The 16,876-nt window shown below is 68.9% G+C and carries 17 protein-coding genes and 1 riboswitch; of the genes, 9 read left to right on the top strand and 8 right to left on the bottom strand.

Features of this window, described 5'->3' with window-relative positions; translation table 11 throughout:
- Nucleotides 1-272: 272 nt before the first annotated feature.
- Genes ACFVHY_RS19480 through ACFVHY_RS19470 form a run of 3 tightly spaced genes read right to left on the bottom strand, consistent with a single transcriptional unit; the run spans nt 273 to nt 3,282 of the window.
- On the bottom strand, nt 273-1,112 hold the full coding sequence (locus ACFVHY_RS19480) for an ABC transporter ATP-binding protein (protein ID WP_390274800.1): 840 nt from the start codon (nt 1,110-1,112) through the stop codon (nt 273-275).
- On the bottom strand, nt 1,109-2,242 hold the full coding sequence (locus tag ACFVHY_RS19475; RefSeq protein WP_390274797.1) for a FecCD family ABC transporter permease: 1,134 nt from the start codon (nt 2,240-2,242) through the stop codon (nt 1,109-1,111). Before ACFVHY_RS19475 ends, ACFVHY_RS19480 begins: the two co-directional genes overlap by 4 nt.
- The gene (locus tag ACFVHY_RS19470; protein ID WP_390274794.1) at nt 2,239-3,282 is read right to left on the bottom strand and encodes a FecCD family ABC transporter permease; all 1,044 of its coding nucleotides are present in this window, start codon (nt 3,280-3,282) and stop codon (nt 2,239-2,241) included. The genes ACFVHY_RS19475 and ACFVHY_RS19470 overlap by 4 nt, the downstream gene beginning before the upstream one ends.
- 269 nt (nt 3,283-3,551) lie before the next feature.
- Here ACFVHY_RS19470 and ACFVHY_RS19465 point away from each other — a divergent pair, with 269 nt between their 5' ends.
- The gene (locus ACFVHY_RS19465) at nt 3,552-4,058 is read left to right on the top strand and encodes a hypothetical protein (protein WP_226514011.1); all 507 of its coding nucleotides are present in this window, start codon (nt 3,552-3,554) and stop codon (nt 4,056-4,058) included.
- A 150-nt stretch (nt 4,059-4,208) separates the two neighbouring features.
- On the opposite strand, the gene ACFVHY_RS19460 is transcribed toward ACFVHY_RS19465, so the two are convergent.
- Both ACFVHY_RS19460 and ACFVHY_RS19455 read right to left on the bottom strand, forming a co-directional pair.
- The gene (locus tag ACFVHY_RS19460) at nt 4,209-5,606 is read right to left on the bottom strand and encodes an FAD-dependent oxidoreductase (RefSeq protein WP_390274791.1); all 1,398 of its coding nucleotides are present in this window, start codon (nt 5,604-5,606) and stop codon (nt 4,209-4,211) included.
- 181 nt (nt 5,607-5,787) lie between these two features.
- Entirely contained in the window at nt 5,788-6,813 is a 1,026-nt protein-coding gene (locus ACFVHY_RS19455; RefSeq protein WP_390274788.1) for an ABC transporter substrate-binding protein, read from the bottom strand.
- Between the two features lie 170 nt (nt 6,814-6,983).
- On the opposite strand from ACFVHY_RS19455, the gene ACFVHY_RS19450 reads away from it, so the two are divergent.
- From ACFVHY_RS19450 to ACFVHY_RS19440, 3 genes are read left to right on the top strand one after another with little or no spacing between them, the layout of a single operon-like run.
- Nucleotides 6,984-7,454, top strand: coding sequence for a hypothetical protein (locus ACFVHY_RS19450; protein WP_065629636.1), 471 nt, complete (start codon nt 6,984-6,986; stop codon nt 7,452-7,454).
- On the top strand, nt 7,451-7,864 hold the full coding sequence (locus tag ACFVHY_RS19445; RefSeq protein ID WP_390274785.1) for a rhodanese-like domain-containing protein: 414 nt from the start codon (nt 7,451-7,453) through the stop codon (nt 7,862-7,864). The genes ACFVHY_RS19450 and ACFVHY_RS19445 overlap by 4 nt, the downstream gene beginning before the upstream one ends.
- Complete coding sequence (locus ACFVHY_RS19440) at nt 7,861-9,078, top strand: O-succinylhomoserine sulfhydrylase (RefSeq protein ID WP_137809956.1); 1,218 nt, start codon at nt 7,861-7,863, stop codon at nt 9,076-9,078. The genes ACFVHY_RS19445 and ACFVHY_RS19440 overlap by 4 nt, the downstream gene beginning before the upstream one ends.
- A gap of 18 nt (nt 9,079-9,096) precedes the next feature.
- On the opposite strand, the gene ACFVHY_RS19435 is transcribed toward ACFVHY_RS19440, so the two are convergent.
- Complete coding sequence (locus ACFVHY_RS19435) at nt 9,097-10,173, bottom strand: isochorismate synthase MenF (RefSeq protein WP_390274811.1); 1,077 nt, start codon at nt 10,171-10,173, stop codon at nt 9,097-9,099.
- A gap of 107 nt (nt 10,174-10,280) precedes the next feature.
- Nucleotides 10,281-10,394: riboswitch (SAM riboswitch) on the top strand.
- Nucleotides 10,395-10,413: 19 nt separating this feature from the next.
- Between ACFVHY_RS19435 and ACFVHY_RS19430 the strand changes: the two genes are divergently transcribed.
- Together ACFVHY_RS19430 and ACFVHY_RS19425 are read left to right on the top strand one after the other, a co-directional pair.
- Entirely contained in the window at nt 10,414-11,334 is a 921-nt protein-coding gene (locus tag ACFVHY_RS19430; protein ID WP_390274782.1) for an aminotransferase class V-fold PLP-dependent enzyme, read from the top strand.
- A complete protein-coding gene (locus tag ACFVHY_RS19425) occupies nt 11,331-11,822 on the top strand; it encodes a hypothetical protein (RefSeq protein WP_390274780.1) in 492 nt (163 codons plus the stop codon). Before ACFVHY_RS19430 ends, ACFVHY_RS19425 begins: the two co-directional genes overlap by 4 nt.
- A 123-nt stretch (nt 11,823-11,945) precedes the next feature.
- Here ACFVHY_RS19425 and ACFVHY_RS19420 read toward each other — a convergent pair whose 3' ends face one another.
- Nucleotides 11,946-12,458, bottom strand: a complete 513-nt coding sequence (locus ACFVHY_RS19420; RefSeq protein WP_058249886.1) for an inorganic diphosphatase — start codon at nt 12,456-12,458, stop codon at nt 11,946-11,948.
- Nucleotides 12,459-12,622: 164 nt separating this feature from the next.
- Between ACFVHY_RS19420 and dacB the strand changes: the two genes are divergently transcribed.
- From dacB to tilS, 3 genes are read left to right on the top strand one after another with little or no spacing between them, the layout of a single operon-like run.
- On the top strand, nt 12,623-14,020 hold the full coding sequence (dacB, locus tag ACFVHY_RS19415) for a D-alanyl-D-alanine carboxypeptidase/D-alanyl-D-alanine-endopeptidase (protein WP_390274778.1): 1,398 nt from the start codon (nt 12,623-12,625) through the stop codon (nt 14,018-14,020).
- Entirely contained in the window at nt 14,017-15,147 is a 1,131-nt protein-coding gene (locus tag ACFVHY_RS19410) for a zinc-dependent metalloprotease (protein ID WP_390274775.1), read from the top strand. The genes dacB and ACFVHY_RS19410 overlap by 4 nt, the downstream gene beginning before the upstream one ends.
- Nucleotides 15,144-16,076: a tRNA lysidine(34) synthetase TilS gene (tilS, locus tag ACFVHY_RS19405; RefSeq protein ID WP_390274773.1), complete on the top strand. Its 933-nt coding sequence runs from the start codon at nt 15,144-15,146 to the stop codon at nt 16,074-16,076. The genes ACFVHY_RS19410 and tilS overlap by 4 nt, the downstream gene beginning before the upstream one ends.
- A gap of 27 nt (nt 16,077-16,103) precedes the next feature.
- On the opposite strand, the gene ACFVHY_RS19400 is transcribed toward tilS, so the two are convergent.
- Nucleotides 16,104-16,808, bottom strand: coding sequence for a glycine zipper family protein (locus tag ACFVHY_RS19400; RefSeq protein ID WP_390274770.1), 705 nt, complete (start codon nt 16,806-16,808; stop codon nt 16,104-16,106).
- Between the last annotated feature and the right edge of the window lie 68 nt (nt 16,809-16,876).

The raw sequence follows: 16,876 nt of genomic DNA, 5'->3' as shown, positions 1-16,876 counted from the left end.
CGAGCTTGCGAGCGTCACGAAGGGTCTTGGTGAGTCGGGTTGCGAAGACCCTTCGTGACGCGCCCTCCGCAAGCTCCGGGCGCTCCTCAGGGAGCAGGGGGGTGACGCGCCGTCCGCAAGCTCCGGGCGCTCCTCAGGGAGCAGGGGGTTGACGCGCCCTCCGCAAGCTCCGGGCGCTCCTCAGGGAGCAGGGGTTGACGCGCCCTCCGCAAGCTCCGGGCGCTCCTCAGGGAGCAGGGGGCAGGGGGCAGGGGGCAGGTCGTTCTTTCGGATCAGGGAGCGGTGGGGGTAGCGCGGGTCCGGGAGTCCAGCGGCACGATGAGCGGGCCACCGGTGATCGGATCGGTCATGACGTGCGCCCGGAGGCCGAACGCCGCGTCGAGGGTGTCGGCGTCGATGACCTCGGCGGGCGAGCCGGTGGTGACGATGGCTCCGTTGCGCATGACGAACAGCGAATCGCTGTAGCGCGCAGCCAGATTGAGGTCGTGCAGCACCATGACGACGGTCTTGCCGTGCTCGTCGCGGAGCCGGCGGACCAGGTCGAGGACGTCGATGGAGTGCGCGAGGTCGAGGTAGGTGGTGGGCTCGTCGAGCAGGATGAGGTCGGTGTCCTGCGCGAGCGTCAGCGCGATCCAGACCCGTTGCCGCTGACCGCCGGACAGGGCGTCGAGGGTGCGGTCGGCGAGGTCGAGGGTGTCGGTCATCTCCATCGCCTGGGCCACTGCCGCCTCGTCGGCCGCGCTGGCCTGCGCGAACCAGCGCTGGTGCGGATGACGTCCCCGTCCGACCAGATCGGCGACGGTGAGCCCTTCGGGCGCGATGGGATTCTGCGGCAGGATCGCCAGGGTGCGGGCGACCTGTTTGGGCCGGACCGAGGAGATGTCGTCGCCGTCGAGGTAGACCGCGCCGGCCCGGGGCGGCAACAGCCGTGCGAGACAACGCAACAGTGTCGACTTGCCACAACCGTTGGAACCGATGATCGTCGTGACCTGACCGTCGGGGATGTCGATGTCGAGGCCGTCGATGACGATCCGTTCGTCGTAGCCGACGGTCAGTCCGACGCCCCGCAATCGGGCGGTGGTGGCGGGGGTTTCGAGGGATGACGCGGTCATACGCTCGCCTTTCGGGACATGACGATCATCAGGTAGATCAGGAACGGGCCGCCGATCGCCGCGGTGACGATGCCGACCGGCAGGCCGCCCGGCAGAACCGTGCGCACCATCAGGTCGCCGCCCAGTACCAAGGACGCACCGATGACACCGGACACGAGCGGCGTGGGCACGGCGGTACCGGCCAGCCGCAGCGCGATCTGTGGGGCCAGCAGCGCGACGAAGGCGATCGGCCCGGCCGCGGACACGCTCAGCGCGCTCACCAGGACCGCGGTCAGGAGCAGCGTCGTCGACACCGTGCCGGTGCGGACTCCGAGTCCGCGGGCGAGATCGGGTCCGAGGCTGAGCATCCCGATCTGGCGGGCCAGGACGACCACCACGACGATGCTCGCGACGACACCGGCGGCGACCGGCCACACGTTGGACCAGCCGACGTTGGACACCGACCCGACGATCCACACCTGCGCACGAGCCACATCCCGGATGTCGGCGCGCGAGAGGAGGAACTGGGTCAGCGCCTGCAGCAACCACGTCATCCCGACGCCGATCAGCACGAGCCGGAACGGGTTGATGCCGCTGTTGGCCTTGCGACCCGGCCAGGCGAGGACGTACATCGCGACGGCGGTGAGCAACCCGCCGATCATCGCCGCCGCCGGGACACCGAGATCGCCCAGCCAGGCACCCCAGCTGGTCGTGGAGAACGCGATCGCGGTCACCGCCGCCACGCTCGCGCCGGCGGTGATGCCGAGCATGTCCGGTGTGGCCAGGGGGTTCTGGGCGATGAGCTGGGTCATCGAACCCGCAAGGCCCAGACCGAATCCCACCAGCAGGGCGACCAGCGCACGGGGCAGCGCGACGTCGAAGACCACCACGTTCTCGACGCGGGTGCCGCCGCCGAGCAGGATGCGCGCGACGTCGACGGGGGTCAGCGGGAAGTCGCTGACACCGACGCTCGTGAGGAACAGGACGACCGTGACGGCCGTGGAGACGACTGCGACGGTGAGCATCCGTGGCCGCACCACCATCGACAGCGGTTCGACGGCGATCCGATAACCGCCGGGGTGCGGTGCTATCCGACCCTTCGTCGTGGTTCCGGACGTGATGTCGGTCTTGATGGAGGTCGGCGGATTCACACGGTCCCCAATCTCTGTCGGCGGACCATGACGATGAGGAAGGGCGCGCCGACCAGTGCCAGCATGACGCCGACCTGCACTTCGCCGGGACGGGCGACGATCCGGCCGAGGATGTCGCATCCGACGAGCAGGATGGCGCCCAGCAGAGCGGAATACGGGATGATCCACCGATAGTCGGCGCCCACGAAGGCGCGGGCGATGTGCGGTACGACCAGGCCCAGGAACACGATCGGCCCGCACGCCGCGGTCGCCGCGCCGATGAGCAGCGTGATGGTCAGGACGCCGAGGGCGCGGATGAGCACGACACGGGAACCGAGGGCCTTGGTCATGTCGTCGCCCAGGCTCAGGACGTTCAGGAAGAAGCCGCTCGCCAGCGCGAGCACGAGGCCCACCGTGATGAACGGCAGGCTCGCCCAGAACACGTCGATGCCCCGTCCCGCGGTGGAGCCGACACTCCAGAACCGCCACTGATCCAGCGAATTGGTGTCGATGAGCACGATCGCGGACGTGATGGCGGTCAGCATCGCGGTCAGGCCGGTGCCGGCGAGGACCAGGGTCAGCGGGCTGGAGCCGCTCAGCGACGACAACCCGAACACCACGGTGGCGGCGATGATCGCCCCGACGAGACCGAAGAACATGAACGCGATCGGGCTGGTGATACCCAGCAGGTAGATGCCGCCGACGACCGCGCAGGCGGCACCCGCGTTGACGCCGAGCATGCCGGGATCGGCGATCGGGTTGCGGGTGTGGCCCTGGGTGATGGCACCGGCCGCGCCGATCGCGAGTCCGGCGGCGAGGCCGAGCAGCGTGCGCGGCACGCGCAGATCCCACACGATGCCGTCGACATCGGAATCCTTGGGCACCTGCGGCATCCGCAGGTTGATCAGGGCGTTCCAGATCTCTTCGATACCGGCGGTGAAGCTGGGCCAGATCTCGTCGAGCGGGACCGGCCGGGTGCCGAAGAGAACCGACGCGACGACCAGCGCTGCGAGGACCGCCAGGAGCAGCGGGATTCCGAGAAGTCGGAGGGATCGGCGCACGAAGGTAAACCTTACCAACCTTCTGCGGCGCTTCATCGTGCGCGGCGTCGAGCGCCTCGGCGGGTGTCGTTCGTATAACGAATTGCCGACGAAACCTGAGGGAAGGCTGTGCGCGCGGTAACACTTCGCTCAGGCTGGGTCGATAGTCCCGGTGTCGGTGGGCATCTCGGGCCGACCGCAGCTAGACCGGTCGTCGGTGGGACGGCGTGAACCGCTCCCACGACGGCGACGTCGGGAAACACAGTGTCGCCTACGAACGAGGAGGATCGATGAAATCGCTGAAACGGGCTCTCACAGGGGTTCTGGTCGCTGCAGGAATCGCCGGTGGATCGCTGGTGGGTGCCGCGCCGGCACAGGCCGCCGTTCCCAACCTCCAGATGACGGGCGGGGTCTACTGCCAGTTCGCAGCCCCCGGCACGCCGTGGAATCAGGCGTGGAGCATGACCCGGTTCATGCGCGTCACCGCGCGTGACGGCGATTTCCGTAACGTCACACTGCAGGAGATCAACGGCGCGACGAAGTTCAAGTCGCTGCTGAAGAAGAACGAGTCCCTCACGATCAAGACCACCTGGTTCGGCTGCTTCCCGTCCTCCATCGCCGGGTACGCGATCTCTGATTACGCCGAGAACCTGACGGACAACGCCGGTTTCTGGTGGAACGTCCGGCGCATCGACAACCCGTTGGACCGGTTCGGCACGGGCTCCTCCGCCTCGGCGGCAGCCCTGACCGGCGGTGGCACCGACGTCGAGGGTGTTCCGGCGATTCCCGGTCGATGACCCTCCTCTGAGGACGACGGGGATTCGCCACCACTGAACCATTCGCGCCAGGCGGCGTGCGGGGAGGACGCCCCCGCACCCGCCGGGCGCATGCGAAAGAGCGGCGACCGAGAGAACTCGGCCGCCGCTCTTACGCGTTCAGAGGTTTTGTCACGCCGACGGGCGGGACACCTTGTCCGGCTCCGATGCGGCGAGCATGTCTTCGCGTTCGACGACCTTGACGCGTTCGCGGCCTTCGGCGGCGCCGAGGGCGCGTTCGTGTTCGTCGAGGCGGTACCAGCCGTCCCAGGTGGTGAACGGGATGTTCTTGGACTCGAGGAGTTCGACGATGGCGTCCTCACCGGGGTGGGCCGGTTCGAGCAGCGTGCCGGCTTCCATGTCCTTCAGGATGCAGTCGACGGTCTCGTTCGCGTCACCCTTGGTGTGGCCGATGAGGCCGACGGGGCCGCGTTTGACCCAGCCGGTGGTGTAGATACCGGTCAGCTGCTGTCCCTCGTCGAACACGCGTCCGGCCTCGTTCGGGATGACCCCGGCCTGGGAGTCGAACGGGATCTGCGGCAGGTTGTCCGAGAGGTAGCCGACCGCGCGGTAGACGGCTCCGACCTCCCAGTCGGTGGTCTTGCCGGTGGGCTTGACGTTGCCGGTGCCGTCGAGCTGGGTGCGCTCGGTGCGCAGACCGACGACCTTGCCGTCCTCGCCGAGGATCTCGGTGGGGCTTTCGAAGAAGTGCAGGAACAGCTTGTGGATCGCACCCTGCTTGGGTTCGCGGATCGCGTAGTTCTCGATGATCGTGGCGACCTGGTCGGTGATCTTCGACCCGCGGCGCGCGACGGCCGAACCCTCGTCGTAGTCGATGTCCTCGGGGTTGACGACGACCTCGATGTTGGGGGAGTGGTCGAGTTCCTTCAGTTCCAGCGGGGTGAACTTCGCCTGGGCGGGACCGCGGCGGCCGAAGACGTGGACCTCGACGGCCTTGTTGGCCTTGAGTCCTTCGTAGACGTTGGCCGGGATCTCGGTGGGCAGCAGTTCGTCGCCGGTCTTGGCGAGCACGCGCGCGACGTCGAGAGCGACGTTGCCGACGCCGATGACCGCGACCTTCTCGGCCTCGAGGGGCCAGGTGCGGGGGAAGTCGGGGTGACCGTCGTACCAGGCGACGAACTGGGCGGCGCCGTAGCTGCCGTCGAGGTCGATGCCGGGGATGTCGAGGGCGCGGTCGTCGGTGGCACCGGTGGAGAAGATCACCGCGTCGTAGTGGGCGCGCAGCTCGTCGATGGTGATGTCGGTGCCGTAGTCGACGTTGCCGAGCAGGCGTACCTGGGGCTTGTCGAGGACCTTGTGCAGGGCGGTGATGATGCCCTTGATCCGCGGGTGGTCGGGCGCGACGCCGTAACGGATCAGACCGAACGGAGCGGGCATGCGCTCATACAGATCGATGCTGACCCCGCGGTCCTTGGCGGTGTCGGACTTCATCAACGCGTCGGCGGCGTAGATCCCGGCGGGACCGGCACCGACGATCGCAACCCGCAGCGGGCGGCTGTTGTCGCTCATGGAGTAGGTGTCTTCCGTTGCTCAGCACGCGAGGACAAGCAAATCTCGGTGACCCCCAGGTCCGCGCGTATGGATAAGGCCTATCCCTTCTACGGTAGGCGCTTGCTGTCCCCGGCCAAAATCCGTCTGTGAGGTAACCCTCACCTGAACGGGTGATCGACCACCGCGGTCTCGTGCCCGCTCACGACTTCGCCGCGGCGGCCGCGATGGGTTCGACGGCCTGGTCGGCCACCCACGGGATCGTCAGGACGGTCGGCACCGACATCGCGCTGCCGACCTCCTGGGGCAGGTAGACGACCCGGCCCGACTGCGCGACCGCCAGCCGGTTGAACGCCGCATTGGACTTGAGCTGGTCGTTGGATCCCTGCCAGTCGACGGCGACGACCACGTCGGCCGAGTCCAGCAGGTTCAGGCTCTCGGCCGGCAGATCGCCGTAGAAACCGCTGGTCACCGAGGGTTGCAGCGCGGGCGGGAAGGTGAGGCCGTAACCGGTGAGGGTCTGTCCGCGCCCGTCGCCGGGGCCGTAGATCGACACGCCACCGGTCGGGCTGGCGGTGACCACGACCGCCGTCTTCCCGGCCAGCTGCGGGTTTTGCTCCCGCACGTTCGCGAGGAACTGCTCGGTCTCGGTCACCTTGCGGTCGGCGAGTTCGGGCAGGCCGACGGCGGTACCGATCTGGCGGGTCTGCGCGTCCCACGGCACCTGCCACGGCTGGAACTGGGCGGGCCGCAGGATCGTCGGGGCGGTCTTGCTCAGCAGATCGAACTGGTCGCGGGTGGGATCGGCGCCGACGGCGGTGATGAGGTCGGGCTCGGTGGCCAGCGCCTTGGGGATCTCGTCGCCGAACGCGCCGGACGCGTTCGGCAGCACCACCGGCTTGGAGTCGGCCAGGAGTTCGGCGTTCCACGGCGCCGACGCCTGGTCGGGGTCGGCGAACGGGGCGATCGTGGTGGGGGTGACGCCGAGTGCGAGGAGGGTGTCGCCGTCACCCACGCCCATCGCGGCGACGCGCTTGGGTGCCTGGTCGACGGTCGCGGGGGCGTAGGCCTGCTGCACGGTGACCGGGATCGCGCCGGCCTCGGGCGCGGGGACCTGGGCCGTGCCGGAGTTGACCGTCTCGTCAGGCGGCGAACACGAGGTCACCACCAGGGCTGCCGCGAGCAGCCCGACGAGAAGGGTGAGTGAACGGTGGGTGGAAGCGCGCATCCGGGTCCTCGCTGGTCGTTGCGGTCGGCGACGTCGTTCGCCGCGGAACTTAGGGCCACCTTACGCAGGACGTGTTCGATGTCGACGTCGTTCGGCGCTCCGCCCGGTGTGTCCGGGCTCCGACGACGCCGGTCTCAACCGCCGCCGGGACGCTCGATAGACTGCCCGCCATGGCCGAAGCTGCAGGTGAGGGCGACCAGAAGCCCCCGTCGTGGAAGAACGCCTGGCCGTTCTTCGTCGCGGCCGGCGTCGTGGGACTCGTGGTGCTCGGCGTCGTGCTGTCGAATGTGACCCGTCCGGCCGAGGACCGGGCCGGCGACTCGGCTCAGGTTCAGTACGCGATCAACGACATCTACACCGCGCGCAACGGTCCGAACTTCGGCGAATACCGGGCGAACACCTGCGCGGCCGACGTCGAGGCGGCCGACTTCGTCTCCGAGGAACAGTTCCTCGCCGACAACCGGGAGTCGCTGCTCGCCAACGGTCACATCGAGATCCCGGAGATCACCGAGCTGGTGGTCGACGGTGACCGGGCGACCGCGAAGGTTCATTGGCACTATGACAAGACCCCCGATGACGTGAACGTCGTGGACACGATCGTGGTGCGCGAGAACGGCGAGTGGAAGGTGTGTTCCTCATGAGCTATGCCGGTGACCTGACCCCGCGCGAGGCGTGGGAGAAGCTCGAGAACAACCCGGATGCGGTGCTGGTCGACTGTCGCACGCAGGCGGAGTGGTCGTTCGTCGGCGTGCCCGACCTCGAGGTCCTGGGCAAGCGCGCGATCTTCGCCGAGTGGACCACCTTCCCCGAGGGGCGTCGCAACGACGACTTCGTGGCACAGCTGCGTGATTCCGGTGTCTCCGACGACCAGGAGGTCATCTTCATCTGCCGTTCGGGGCACCGGTCGATCGGCGCTGCGGAAGCTGCGACCGCCGACGGTATCGCCAGAGCGTACAACGTGATCGACGGGTTCGAAGGCGCCCTCGACGAGAACGACCACCGCGGGACGTCGGGCTGGCGTGCCGAGAACCTGCCGTGGAGGCAATCGTGAGTTCTGATCTGCCCGTCAGTCGTGAACTGCCTGAAGGGCTCTCGGCTGACACGATCGCGGTTCGCGGCGGGCTGGCGCGTTCGGGTTTCCACGAGACGGCCGAGGCGCTCTATCTCACGAGCGGTTACGTCTACGACTCCGCGGAGGCCGCCGAGCGAGCCTTCACCGGCGAGGACGAACGATTCGTCTACTCGCGCTACGGAAATCCGACCGTCGAGATGTTCCAGGAGCGGTTGCGCCGGCTCGAGGGCGCGGAGGCGTGTTTCGCCACCGCAAGCGGCATGGCCGCGGTGTTCGTCGCGCTCGGTGCACTGTTGAAGGCCGGCGACCGTCTCGTCGCCGCCCGCAGCCTGTTCGGTTCCTGCTTCGTGGTCTGCAACGAGATCCTCCCGCGCTGGGGGATCGAGACCGAGTTCGTCGATGGCGAAGACCTCGAGCAGTGGGAGCGGGCCCTGTCCAAGCCCACCGACGCGGTGTTCTTCGAGACACCGTCGAACCCGATGCAGAGTCTCGTCGACGTCGTGAAGGTCTCGGAACTGGCGCACGCCGCGGGCGCACAGGTGGTGCTGGACAACGTCTTCGCCACCCCGCTGCTGCAGCGGGGTCTCGAACTCGGCGCCGACGTCATCGTGTACTCGGGCACCAAGCACATCGACGGCCAGGGGCGCGTCATGGGTGGCGCGGTACTCGGAACCAAGGAGTACGTCGACGGTCCGGTGCAGCAACTCATGCGACACACCGGTCCGGCACTCAGTCCGTTCAACGCCTGGACCCTCGTGAAGGGGCTGGAGACGATGCGTCTGCGCGTCGACGCCTCGGTGTCGTCGGCGCTGCGGATCGCCGAGTTCCTCGAGAGCGATCCGCGCGTGCGCTGGGTCAAATACCCCTTCCTGCAGTCACATCCGCAGTACGACCTGGCGAAGTCGCAGATGTCCGGCGGCGGCACGGTGGTGACCTTCGAGCTCAACGACCACGATGGCATCGACGGCAAGAAACGCGCCTTCGAGGTCCTCAACGGCCTGCGGATCGTCGACATCTCCAACAATCTCGGAGATTCGAAGTCGCTGATCACGCATCCGGCGACCACTACTCATCGTGCGATGGGTCCCGAGGGACGCGCGGCGATCGGTCTGAGTGACTCGGTGGTGCGGCTGTCGGTCGGTCTCGAAGGGGTCGACGACCTGTTGGGCGACCTGGACCACGCGCTGGGCTGAGAAGCGGGAGAGGGCGACTCAGTCGAGTGCGGCGATGCCCAACGCGTTCAGGACCGTGCGCAGCTTGAACGCGGTTTCCTCGAGTTCGCCCTGCGGGTCGGAGTGTTCGACAATGCCGCCGCCGGCCCACGTCCGGAGGCTGCGACGATCGGCCTCGAGTTCGAGGCACCGGATGGTGACCATCCACTCCCCGTCGCCGGCGGCGTCGCACCAGCCGACCGCCCCCGCATAGAAGCCGCGCTCACCCTCGACCTCGCGGATGATCTGCGCGGCAACATCACTCGGCGTGCCGCAGACCGCCGGGGTGGGGCCGAGCAGGAGTGCGAGATCGAGCGCGGTGGTCGCCGGGTCCCGAAGCCGAGCGCGGATCGGGGTGGCCAGATGCCAGACCTCCCCGGTCGACTGCAGTTGCGGGGTCGACGGTGCGTAGACGTCGTCGCAGAGGTGTCCCAGTCGGTCCCGCAAGTGGTCGACGACGAAGGCGTGCTCGGCGAGATCCTTTGCCGAGGAGAACAATCCGTCGGCGGCGGCGCGGTCGACGACCGGGTCGGGTGACCGCGGCGCCGATCCCGCGTACGGGTGGCAGGTGACGACTGAACCCGACTTGCGCAGCAGCACTTCGGGACTAGCGCCCAACAGCCACGAACCCGAGCCGGTGGCCGCGCCGAGATCGACACCGAATGCGTTGTGTCCGGCATTGCCGCCCGCCAATGCGTCGAGGAGTTGCAGAGGCTCGACCTCGGCGTCGAGCACGATGTCGACGCTGCGGGCGAGTACGACCTTGCCGACGTCGCCGGCGACGATCCGCTTCACCGCGTGTGCGACACGTTCGCGGTGCTCGTCGGCCGTGGGGTGCAGGGTCGTCGACACCGGGGTGCGCGTCAGCGGTGGTGTGCCTGCCAGCGGCGCCGCGTCGACGTGCAGGACTTCGGGCACCACCAGCGCGGCGGGGTCGGCGAGGTCGAAGGGGATCGCGCCGGTCAGACCGTCGACGGTCCCGGCGCGCAGGGCGGCCGAGGCGGCGTCGACGTCGGTGAACGCACGGACCGCGCCCATGCCCCGCACGGTGCCGTGCGGGCGGGACAACACGAACACATCAGTCGCTGACACCCCTGACACGCTACAGGTAAGTGTGCCCTAACTTCCGATCACGTTGAGTGAAAATTGACACGTCCGCGCGAGATCGACGACCCTTGGTCGTAGGTCATGAGTGCCAGTGACAAGCCCCGGCTCGCTGGTCGGCAACCCTCCTTCGCGGTGGGGTGCTCCGGGTGACGACCCGGCCGCGTACCGACCGGACGCGGCAAGCGCGAATTGTCTGAGGAGTTTCCTGCCGTGACCGCTGTCCTGTCCGCACCCGCCGGTCGCCTGTCGCCCGCAGTCGACGTCCGCTTCGACGCCGCCCGGGAATCGGTGCGGCAGTTCGTCCGTGCGCGGGTCGACGACACCGTCGTCTTCACCCGCGATGCCGCCGTTGCCCTCGACCTCGCGGCGCGCATCACTCCTGGCGACGTCGTCGTCCTCGACATCGGGCAGGGCGCCGACCTGCTGCGGTGGTGCGCACCACGGCAGGGGCGCGACCGGGCGCGGTTCGTCCCGGCCGGCGAGACCATCGAGGACACCTTGGTCGCGCTGGAGACCGAGCTCGCCTCGGCGCCGGCATCGCTCCTGGTCGTGACCGCGGTATCGGACATCACCGGCGAGGTGCTGCCGATCGGCCGGCTCGCCTCGCTCGCGCACCGGTCCGGGGCCCGCATCCTGGTCGACGCCGCGCAACTCGTCGGGCACCGGCCCGTCTCCGTCGTCAGCCACGGCATCGACTACCTGGCGTTCGGTGAACCGGGGCGGAAGACGGGCGGCGCCGGCGTCCTCATCGGTCGTCGTGACTGGTTCGACGCCGCCGACGTCTACGTCTCGCCGGACGCCGACGGCGTTTCCGAAGCGATCGCGGTCGCCGAGGCGTGTCGGGTGCTCGCCGATCTCGGACCCGAGACGATCGGGCTGCACGAACGCCGCCTCGCCGAACGTCTCGATGCCGGCCTGGCCGCGATCGGCGGCTTCACGCCGCGGCGGATCTTCACCGATTCCACCGACCGCGCGGGAGTCGCGGGCTACACCGTCGACGGCCTCACACCGCCGGCCGATACGGTGCGCGCGAGTTTCGGAGCGGGCACCACCGCCGACGACATCGACCGGATTCTCGACGCATTCCGGGCGCGAACCGAACAGACCGACCGAACAGGGGTGAGTAGATGACCATCGAACTCGACGCACGTGCCGACCGCGGCACCGTGATCGCCGCACCGACTGCCACCCCGATCAGCATCGGACGTCCGGGATTCCAGATCGCGCTCGCGGGAGACGAACTCGCACAGACGTTTCCGATCGTCGTGCGGCGTGAGACCCTCCGCGAGGCGCAGCGCGCCCGCTCCCTGCTCCGGGCCGGCAGCCACGATCAGGCCAAGTTCGTGGTCGCACTCGAGGTGGAGGTGACCGTCGCGCCGGATGCCGCGTCGGCGCGCGTGGCTGCTGCTGCTGCGGAGGACGCGTCGTCGGAGACGAGTTCGGGGACCATCCGCTACATCGGGACGACACACGGACTGATCACGCTGGTCCGCGACATCTACGCAGCCGAGGTCGCCGACGCCGTGATCCTCATCCCGATCGACGGCGCGGCCACCGAACGCCGCATCCGCGAACAGATCCTGCCGGTGCTCGCCGAGCAGCGGTACCGCGTGGCCTGACCCACTGCTGGTTGAGCCGGCACCGAGCGTAGCGAGGAGCCGAGTCGAAGCCACTTGGTGAACAGACAAGACCGCCGGCACCACCTCGAATGATGGTGCCGGCGGTCTCGTGTGCGGGAGAGATCAGCCGCGCGAGGGCTCGTTGGCCGCGTCGGGGTGCGCAGCGAGGCGATCGATGGCCTCCTGTGCGATCTTCTCGGCCTGGTCGCGGCCGACCCATCCGCCCGGGTCGACCTCCTTGCCCGGCTCGAGGTCCTTGTAGTGCTCGAAGAAGTGGGCGATGGGTCCCAGCTCGTATTCGGACACGTCGGAGATGTCCTTGATGTGGTCCCAGCGCACGTCCTTGGCCGGGACGCAGAGGAGCTTGTCGTCGCCACCGGCCTCGTCGGTCATGGTGTACATGCCGACGACCCGTGCGCGCACGATGATGCCGGGGAACACCGACTCGGGGAGCAGGACCATCGCGTCGAGCGGGTCGCCGTCCTCACCGAGGGTGCCGTCGATGTAGCCGTAGTCGGCCGGGTAGCCCATCGAGGTGTACAGGTAGCGGTCGAGGTAGACCTTGCCCGTCTCGTGGTCGACCTCGTACTTGTTGCGGCCACCTTTGGGGATCTCGATGGTCACATCGAATTCCACAGTTCCTCCTGGCAGTCTTGATCGGGGATGCCGCGTCGGGCCGAAACGCCCGCACGCTGCCCCAACGATACTGTTGGTCCGGCGACCTCGATGTTCGTACCCCTCGTTGTGCGTATGTCCGGGCCGTTCCATCGACCGTCAACCGCGAGAGACCCGGAGGCTTTGTGGGCGCATCCACCCGAAACGGCGGTCGTTCCGGTCGGAGACTTCTGTGGTGGACGATCACCGCGGTGGTGATCCTGGCCCTCGTCGCGACGGCCTCGGTGGTCATCGCGCTCCGGCTCGACCGGGAACCCGAACTGCCGCCGGGGGTTCCCCCGCAGCCCGCCGCGATCGCCGTCGACCCCCGGATCGACCCGGTGGTCGCCTCCGCGCCGGAGCCCACGCCGAGCGGTGTGTCGCGGGCCATCGCGCCGGCACTGCGGGATCCGGCGCTCGGCGAACTCACCGGCATGATCAGCGACTCGCTGTCCGGCACCGTCCTGTGGACCAGCAACCCCGAGCGTCCGCGGATCCCCGCGTCGAACGCCAAGGTCCTCTCGGCCGCGGCCGTCCTCGAAGCCGTGCCGCACGATCAGCGACTGACCACGACGGTGGTGGCCGGCAGCAACGGGCAGATCATCCTCCGGGGTGCGGGTGACCCGACCCTGTCCGCACAGCCCGCCGGCACCGACACCTTCTACACCGACCCCGGTCGCATCGCCGACCTCGCGCGGCAGATCGAGGACACCGAGATCCCGGTGACGTCGGTGGCCGTCGACCTGAGCGCGTTCTCGGGTCCGACGATGGACACCACCTGGGACCGCCGGGACATCCAGGGTGGCGACATCGCGCCGATCGAATCGCTGATGGTCGACGGCGCCCGGCTCGAACCGCTCGACGAGTACTCGCCGCGCACCGCGGAACCGGGCATCATGGCCGGTGAGGCCCTGGCCGCGGCTCTCGGCGTGGAGGGGCCCGTCACCGAGGTGACCGGTACCGCCGGGGCCGGAGACGACCGCGTGATCGCGAAGGTCGAGTCGGCGCCGCTGGTCACCCGGGTCAACGACATGCTGCGCTACAGCGACAACGTGCTCGCCGAGACCCTGGCCATCGAACTGTCGGTGCACCGGGGCGGGCCGCCCACGCACGCCGGCGGCGTGGAGGCGATCGAACAAGTCCTGTCGTCGATGTTCCCGGACCAGTGGGCGGGCACCACCCTGCACGATGCGTCGGGGATCTCCTACGCCAACCGCACCACGCCGGAACTGCTCGACGCCGTGATGACGGCCGCCAGCGGGCCCAGCCGGCCGGCGCTGCGCCCGATGCTCGACGGGCTGCCGATCGCCGGTGGCACCGGTACGCTCGCGGACCGGTTCGACGCCCCGGGCAATCCGGGCGCGGGCTGGGCACGCGCCAAGACCGGAACACTCACCGGGGTCAGTTCGTTGACCGGCATAGTGCAGACAGTCGACGGCCGTGTGCTGTCGTTCGCCCTGATGTCCGGCGGCACCTCGCCGGCGGACGCGCGACCCGCCCTCGACGCCGTGGTGGGTCAACTGAGAGAGTGCGGGTGCCGATGACCACTTCAGGAATCGCCGGATCGGACGTCACCGACGCCGGGATCACCGGAACCGGGACCGCCGAGGTCGCCGAGACCGCCGACCGTCAACCGGGCATCGGGTCGCAGATCGACTGGTCGCTCGCGGCGTCGACCGCGAAACGTCTCGCCCGTCCCGGTCCCAAGACCACGGCCTACACCTACGAGGCGGCCCGTGCGGAACTGGCCGACGCCGCGACCCGGGCCGAAGCCCCGGTCCGTGAGGTCACCGGGCTCGCCGACGGCCTGCGCGTACCGACCACCCGGGTCCTCGACCGGGCCGGGTGGATCGACGCCGCGTCCCGGTCGATGCGCTCGATGCTCGGCTCCGACGAGTCGATCGATGCGGGATCGCCCGGACTCGGGGCGCGATTCGGCGGCCTCCAGGCCGGCGGGTTGCTCGCCTTCCTCTCCACCGCGATCCTCGGCCAGTACGACCCGTTCACGCCCGACCCGGAGACCGGCGAACCGGGTGTGCTGATGGTGGTGACGCCGAACATCATCAACGTCGAACGTCAGCTCAAGGTGATCCCGTCGGACTTCCGCCTGTGGGTGTGCCTGCACGAGGTCACCCACCGGGTGCAGTTCTCGGCCAACCCGTGGCTGCGCGACTACATGCAGGACAACGTGGCCGTGCTGACCTCCGACGCCGGCGAGTCGACCACCGAGATCGTCACGCGGATGACCAAGGCGCTCAAGGGTTCCGACGGTCCGCGCGAAAAGGGTGTGATCGGGGCGATGCAACTGCTGCAGAGCCCGGAGCAGCACGCCGCCTTCCAACGCATGATGGTCCTGGGCACGCTGCTCGAGGGTCACGCCGACCATGTCATGGACGCCGTGGGACCGGCGCATGTGCCGTCGGTGGCGAGTATCCGCGCCGCCTTCGACAAACGACGCACCGCACCCCAGAACCCGGTCCAGCGGCTCATCCGGGCGCTCATCGGGATGGACGCCAAGCTCGCGCAGTACATCCGCGGCAAGACCTTCGTCGACGCGGTGGTCGAGGCCGTCGGGATGGAGCGGTTCAACGTCGTGTGGACCTCGCCGGACACGATGCCGCTGCCGAGCGAGATCGACGACCCGCAGGCATGGATTCAGCGGGTCTTGTGAGACGGGCGGTCGCGGAGTTCGCGGCCGCTCATCTCTCCGGGCCGCAGGTCTGTGTGGGCCTTTCCGGCGGACCGGACTCGCTCGCGCTGACCGCGGCCGCCGTCGGCGCGGGTCTGGACGTCACCGCGCTGATCGTCGACCACGGACTGCAGCCGGACTCTGCTCAGGTCGCCGCGGCGGCAGGAGACGTGGCGGGGAGTCTGGGTGCCCGCGTCCGGGTGCTACCGGTGCGCGTCGGGCGGCGTGGCGGCCTCGAAGCCGGAGCCCGTGAGGCCAGGTATGCGGCGCTCGACGAGGCCCGCGCCGATCGGCCCGTCCTGCTCGGCCACACCGCCGACGACCAGGCCGAGACCGTGCTGCTCGGGTTGGCCCGCGGGTCCGGGTCCCGCTCGATCGCGGGTATGCGTGCGTGGAACGACCCCTGGGCCCGGCCGTTGCTCGGCGTCCGCCGGCGGCAGACGCTGGCGGCCTGCACCGAACTCGGTCTCGCGCCCCATCGCGATCCGCACAACGACGATCCGCGGTTCACCCGTGTCCGACTGCGAACCGAGGTGCTGCCGCTGCTGGAGGAGGTTCTGCACGGCGGGGTCGTCGACGCGCTGGGTCGCACCGCCGAGGGCCTGCGGGCCGACAACGACGCGCTGGACGAGTGGGCGGCCGGTGTCCTCGCTGGGGCCGGCCGAGACGAGGGGCTGGCGATCGCGCCGCTGCTCGCCGTGCCGCTCGCGGTCCGGACGCGTGTCCTGCGAGCCTGGCTGCTCGTCGTCGGCGCCACCGAACCGACGCACCGCGTCATCTCGGCCGTCGACGATCTGGTGGCGACCACCGGGAACGCGCGGTCGCAGGTGGCCATCGGCGGCGACCCCGAAGCACGACGCGTCGTCGTACGTGCCGGGGAAACACTGACGGTCCGCCTCACCGCAAGGTGAGACGGACCGTCGTGTGGTTACTGGCGATCAGCGACGCGGCGGGGTGAACGGCGAGTTGATCGTCTGGAAGTAGTGGATGCCGGCACCGATGAGCGTGCCGCCGCCGACCAGGGAGAGTCCAGCGAGGCCGCCGATCGCGGCTGCCGGTGCAACACCCACCAGGCAGCCGACCACCGCGGCCGCGAGTCCGATGACGCAGCCGATCACTCCGCCGACAATGGCACCGACGATTGTTCCGACCAATGTCCCGATCGAGGTTCCGGTGGCGAGTTGGGACCGGAATCGGTCGAGTGCCTGGTCGTCACGTTCCTGGCGCGTTTGCGGCGCCGCGACATTGTGTCGGGCCGCCCCGCGTAATTGATCGACCGCGGTCGGATTGAGTGCCGTCGAACGTGCGACCTCACGGGACGGAATGAGGGTCACCTTGTTTCCCGTCGTCCGCGTGTCGATCGGGAACTGCCGATACTCGCTGCGATACATGAGCGGCATGCGGAAGAGTTCCGCGCCGGCGGTGTCCCGGATCGTCAGATTTCCGTTCTCCGTGCTGACCGATGCGTTGTGCACCGTGAGAGTGAGGGCCGAGGCATTCCACGACGCATCGTAGGTCGCAGCGGAGGCCCGCTGAGGTGCGGCTTCGGCGGTCGCGGCGAATACGGTGACGACCGCGGTGACCAGGCACAGAATGGCGCTGAAACGTTTTCTGCGCAGGGGAGAACGCGAAGTGGGGGACACGAGCGCTCCTTCTTGTCCTCACGAGGACAGGGCGTGAGAAGGGAGGGGAATTTCGAGGCCTGGTTACT

The organism is Gordonia sp. NPDC127522 (genome assembly GCF_042672305.1).
Taxonomy (GTDB): Bacteria; Actinomycetota; Actinomycetes; order Mycobacteriales; family Mycobacteriaceae; genus Gordonia; species Gordonia hongkongensis.
The sequence above is the reverse complement of the archived record's forward strand: the minus strand, read 5'-3'. Positions and strand labels throughout refer to the sequence as shown.

Excerpts from the sequence above, each read along its gene's own strand:
- ACFVHY_RS19480 (WP_390274800.1), bottom strand. The coding sequence starts at position 1,112 with ATGACCGCGTCATCCCTCGAAACCCCCGCCACCACCGCCCGATTGCGG.
- ACFVHY_RS19465 (WP_226514011.1), top strand. The coding sequence starts at position 3,552 with ATGAAATCGCTGAAACGGGCTCTCACAGGGGTTCTGGTCGCTGCAGGA.
- ACFVHY_RS19460 (WP_390274791.1), bottom strand. The coding sequence starts at position 5,606 with ATGAGCGACAACAGCCGCCCGCTGCGGGTTGCGATCGTCGGTGCCGGT.
- ACFVHY_RS19455 (WP_390274788.1), bottom strand. The coding sequence starts at position 6,813 with ATGCGCGCTTCCACCCACCGTTCACTCACCCTTCTCGTCGGGCTGCTC.
- ACFVHY_RS19450 (WP_065629636.1), top strand. The coding sequence starts at position 6,984 with ATGGCCGAAGCTGCAGGTGAGGGCGACCAGAAGCCCCCGTCGTGGAAG.
- ACFVHY_RS19445 (WP_390274785.1), top strand. The coding sequence starts at position 7,451 with ATGAGCTATGCCGGTGACCTGACCCCGCGCGAGGCGTGGGAGAAGCTC.
- ACFVHY_RS19425 (WP_390274780.1), top strand. The coding sequence starts at position 11,331 with ATGACCATCGAACTCGACGCACGTGCCGACCGCGGCACCGTGATCGCC.
- ACFVHY_RS19410 (WP_390274775.1), top strand. The coding sequence starts at position 14,017 with ATGACCACTTCAGGAATCGCCGGATCGGACGTCACCGACGCCGGGATC.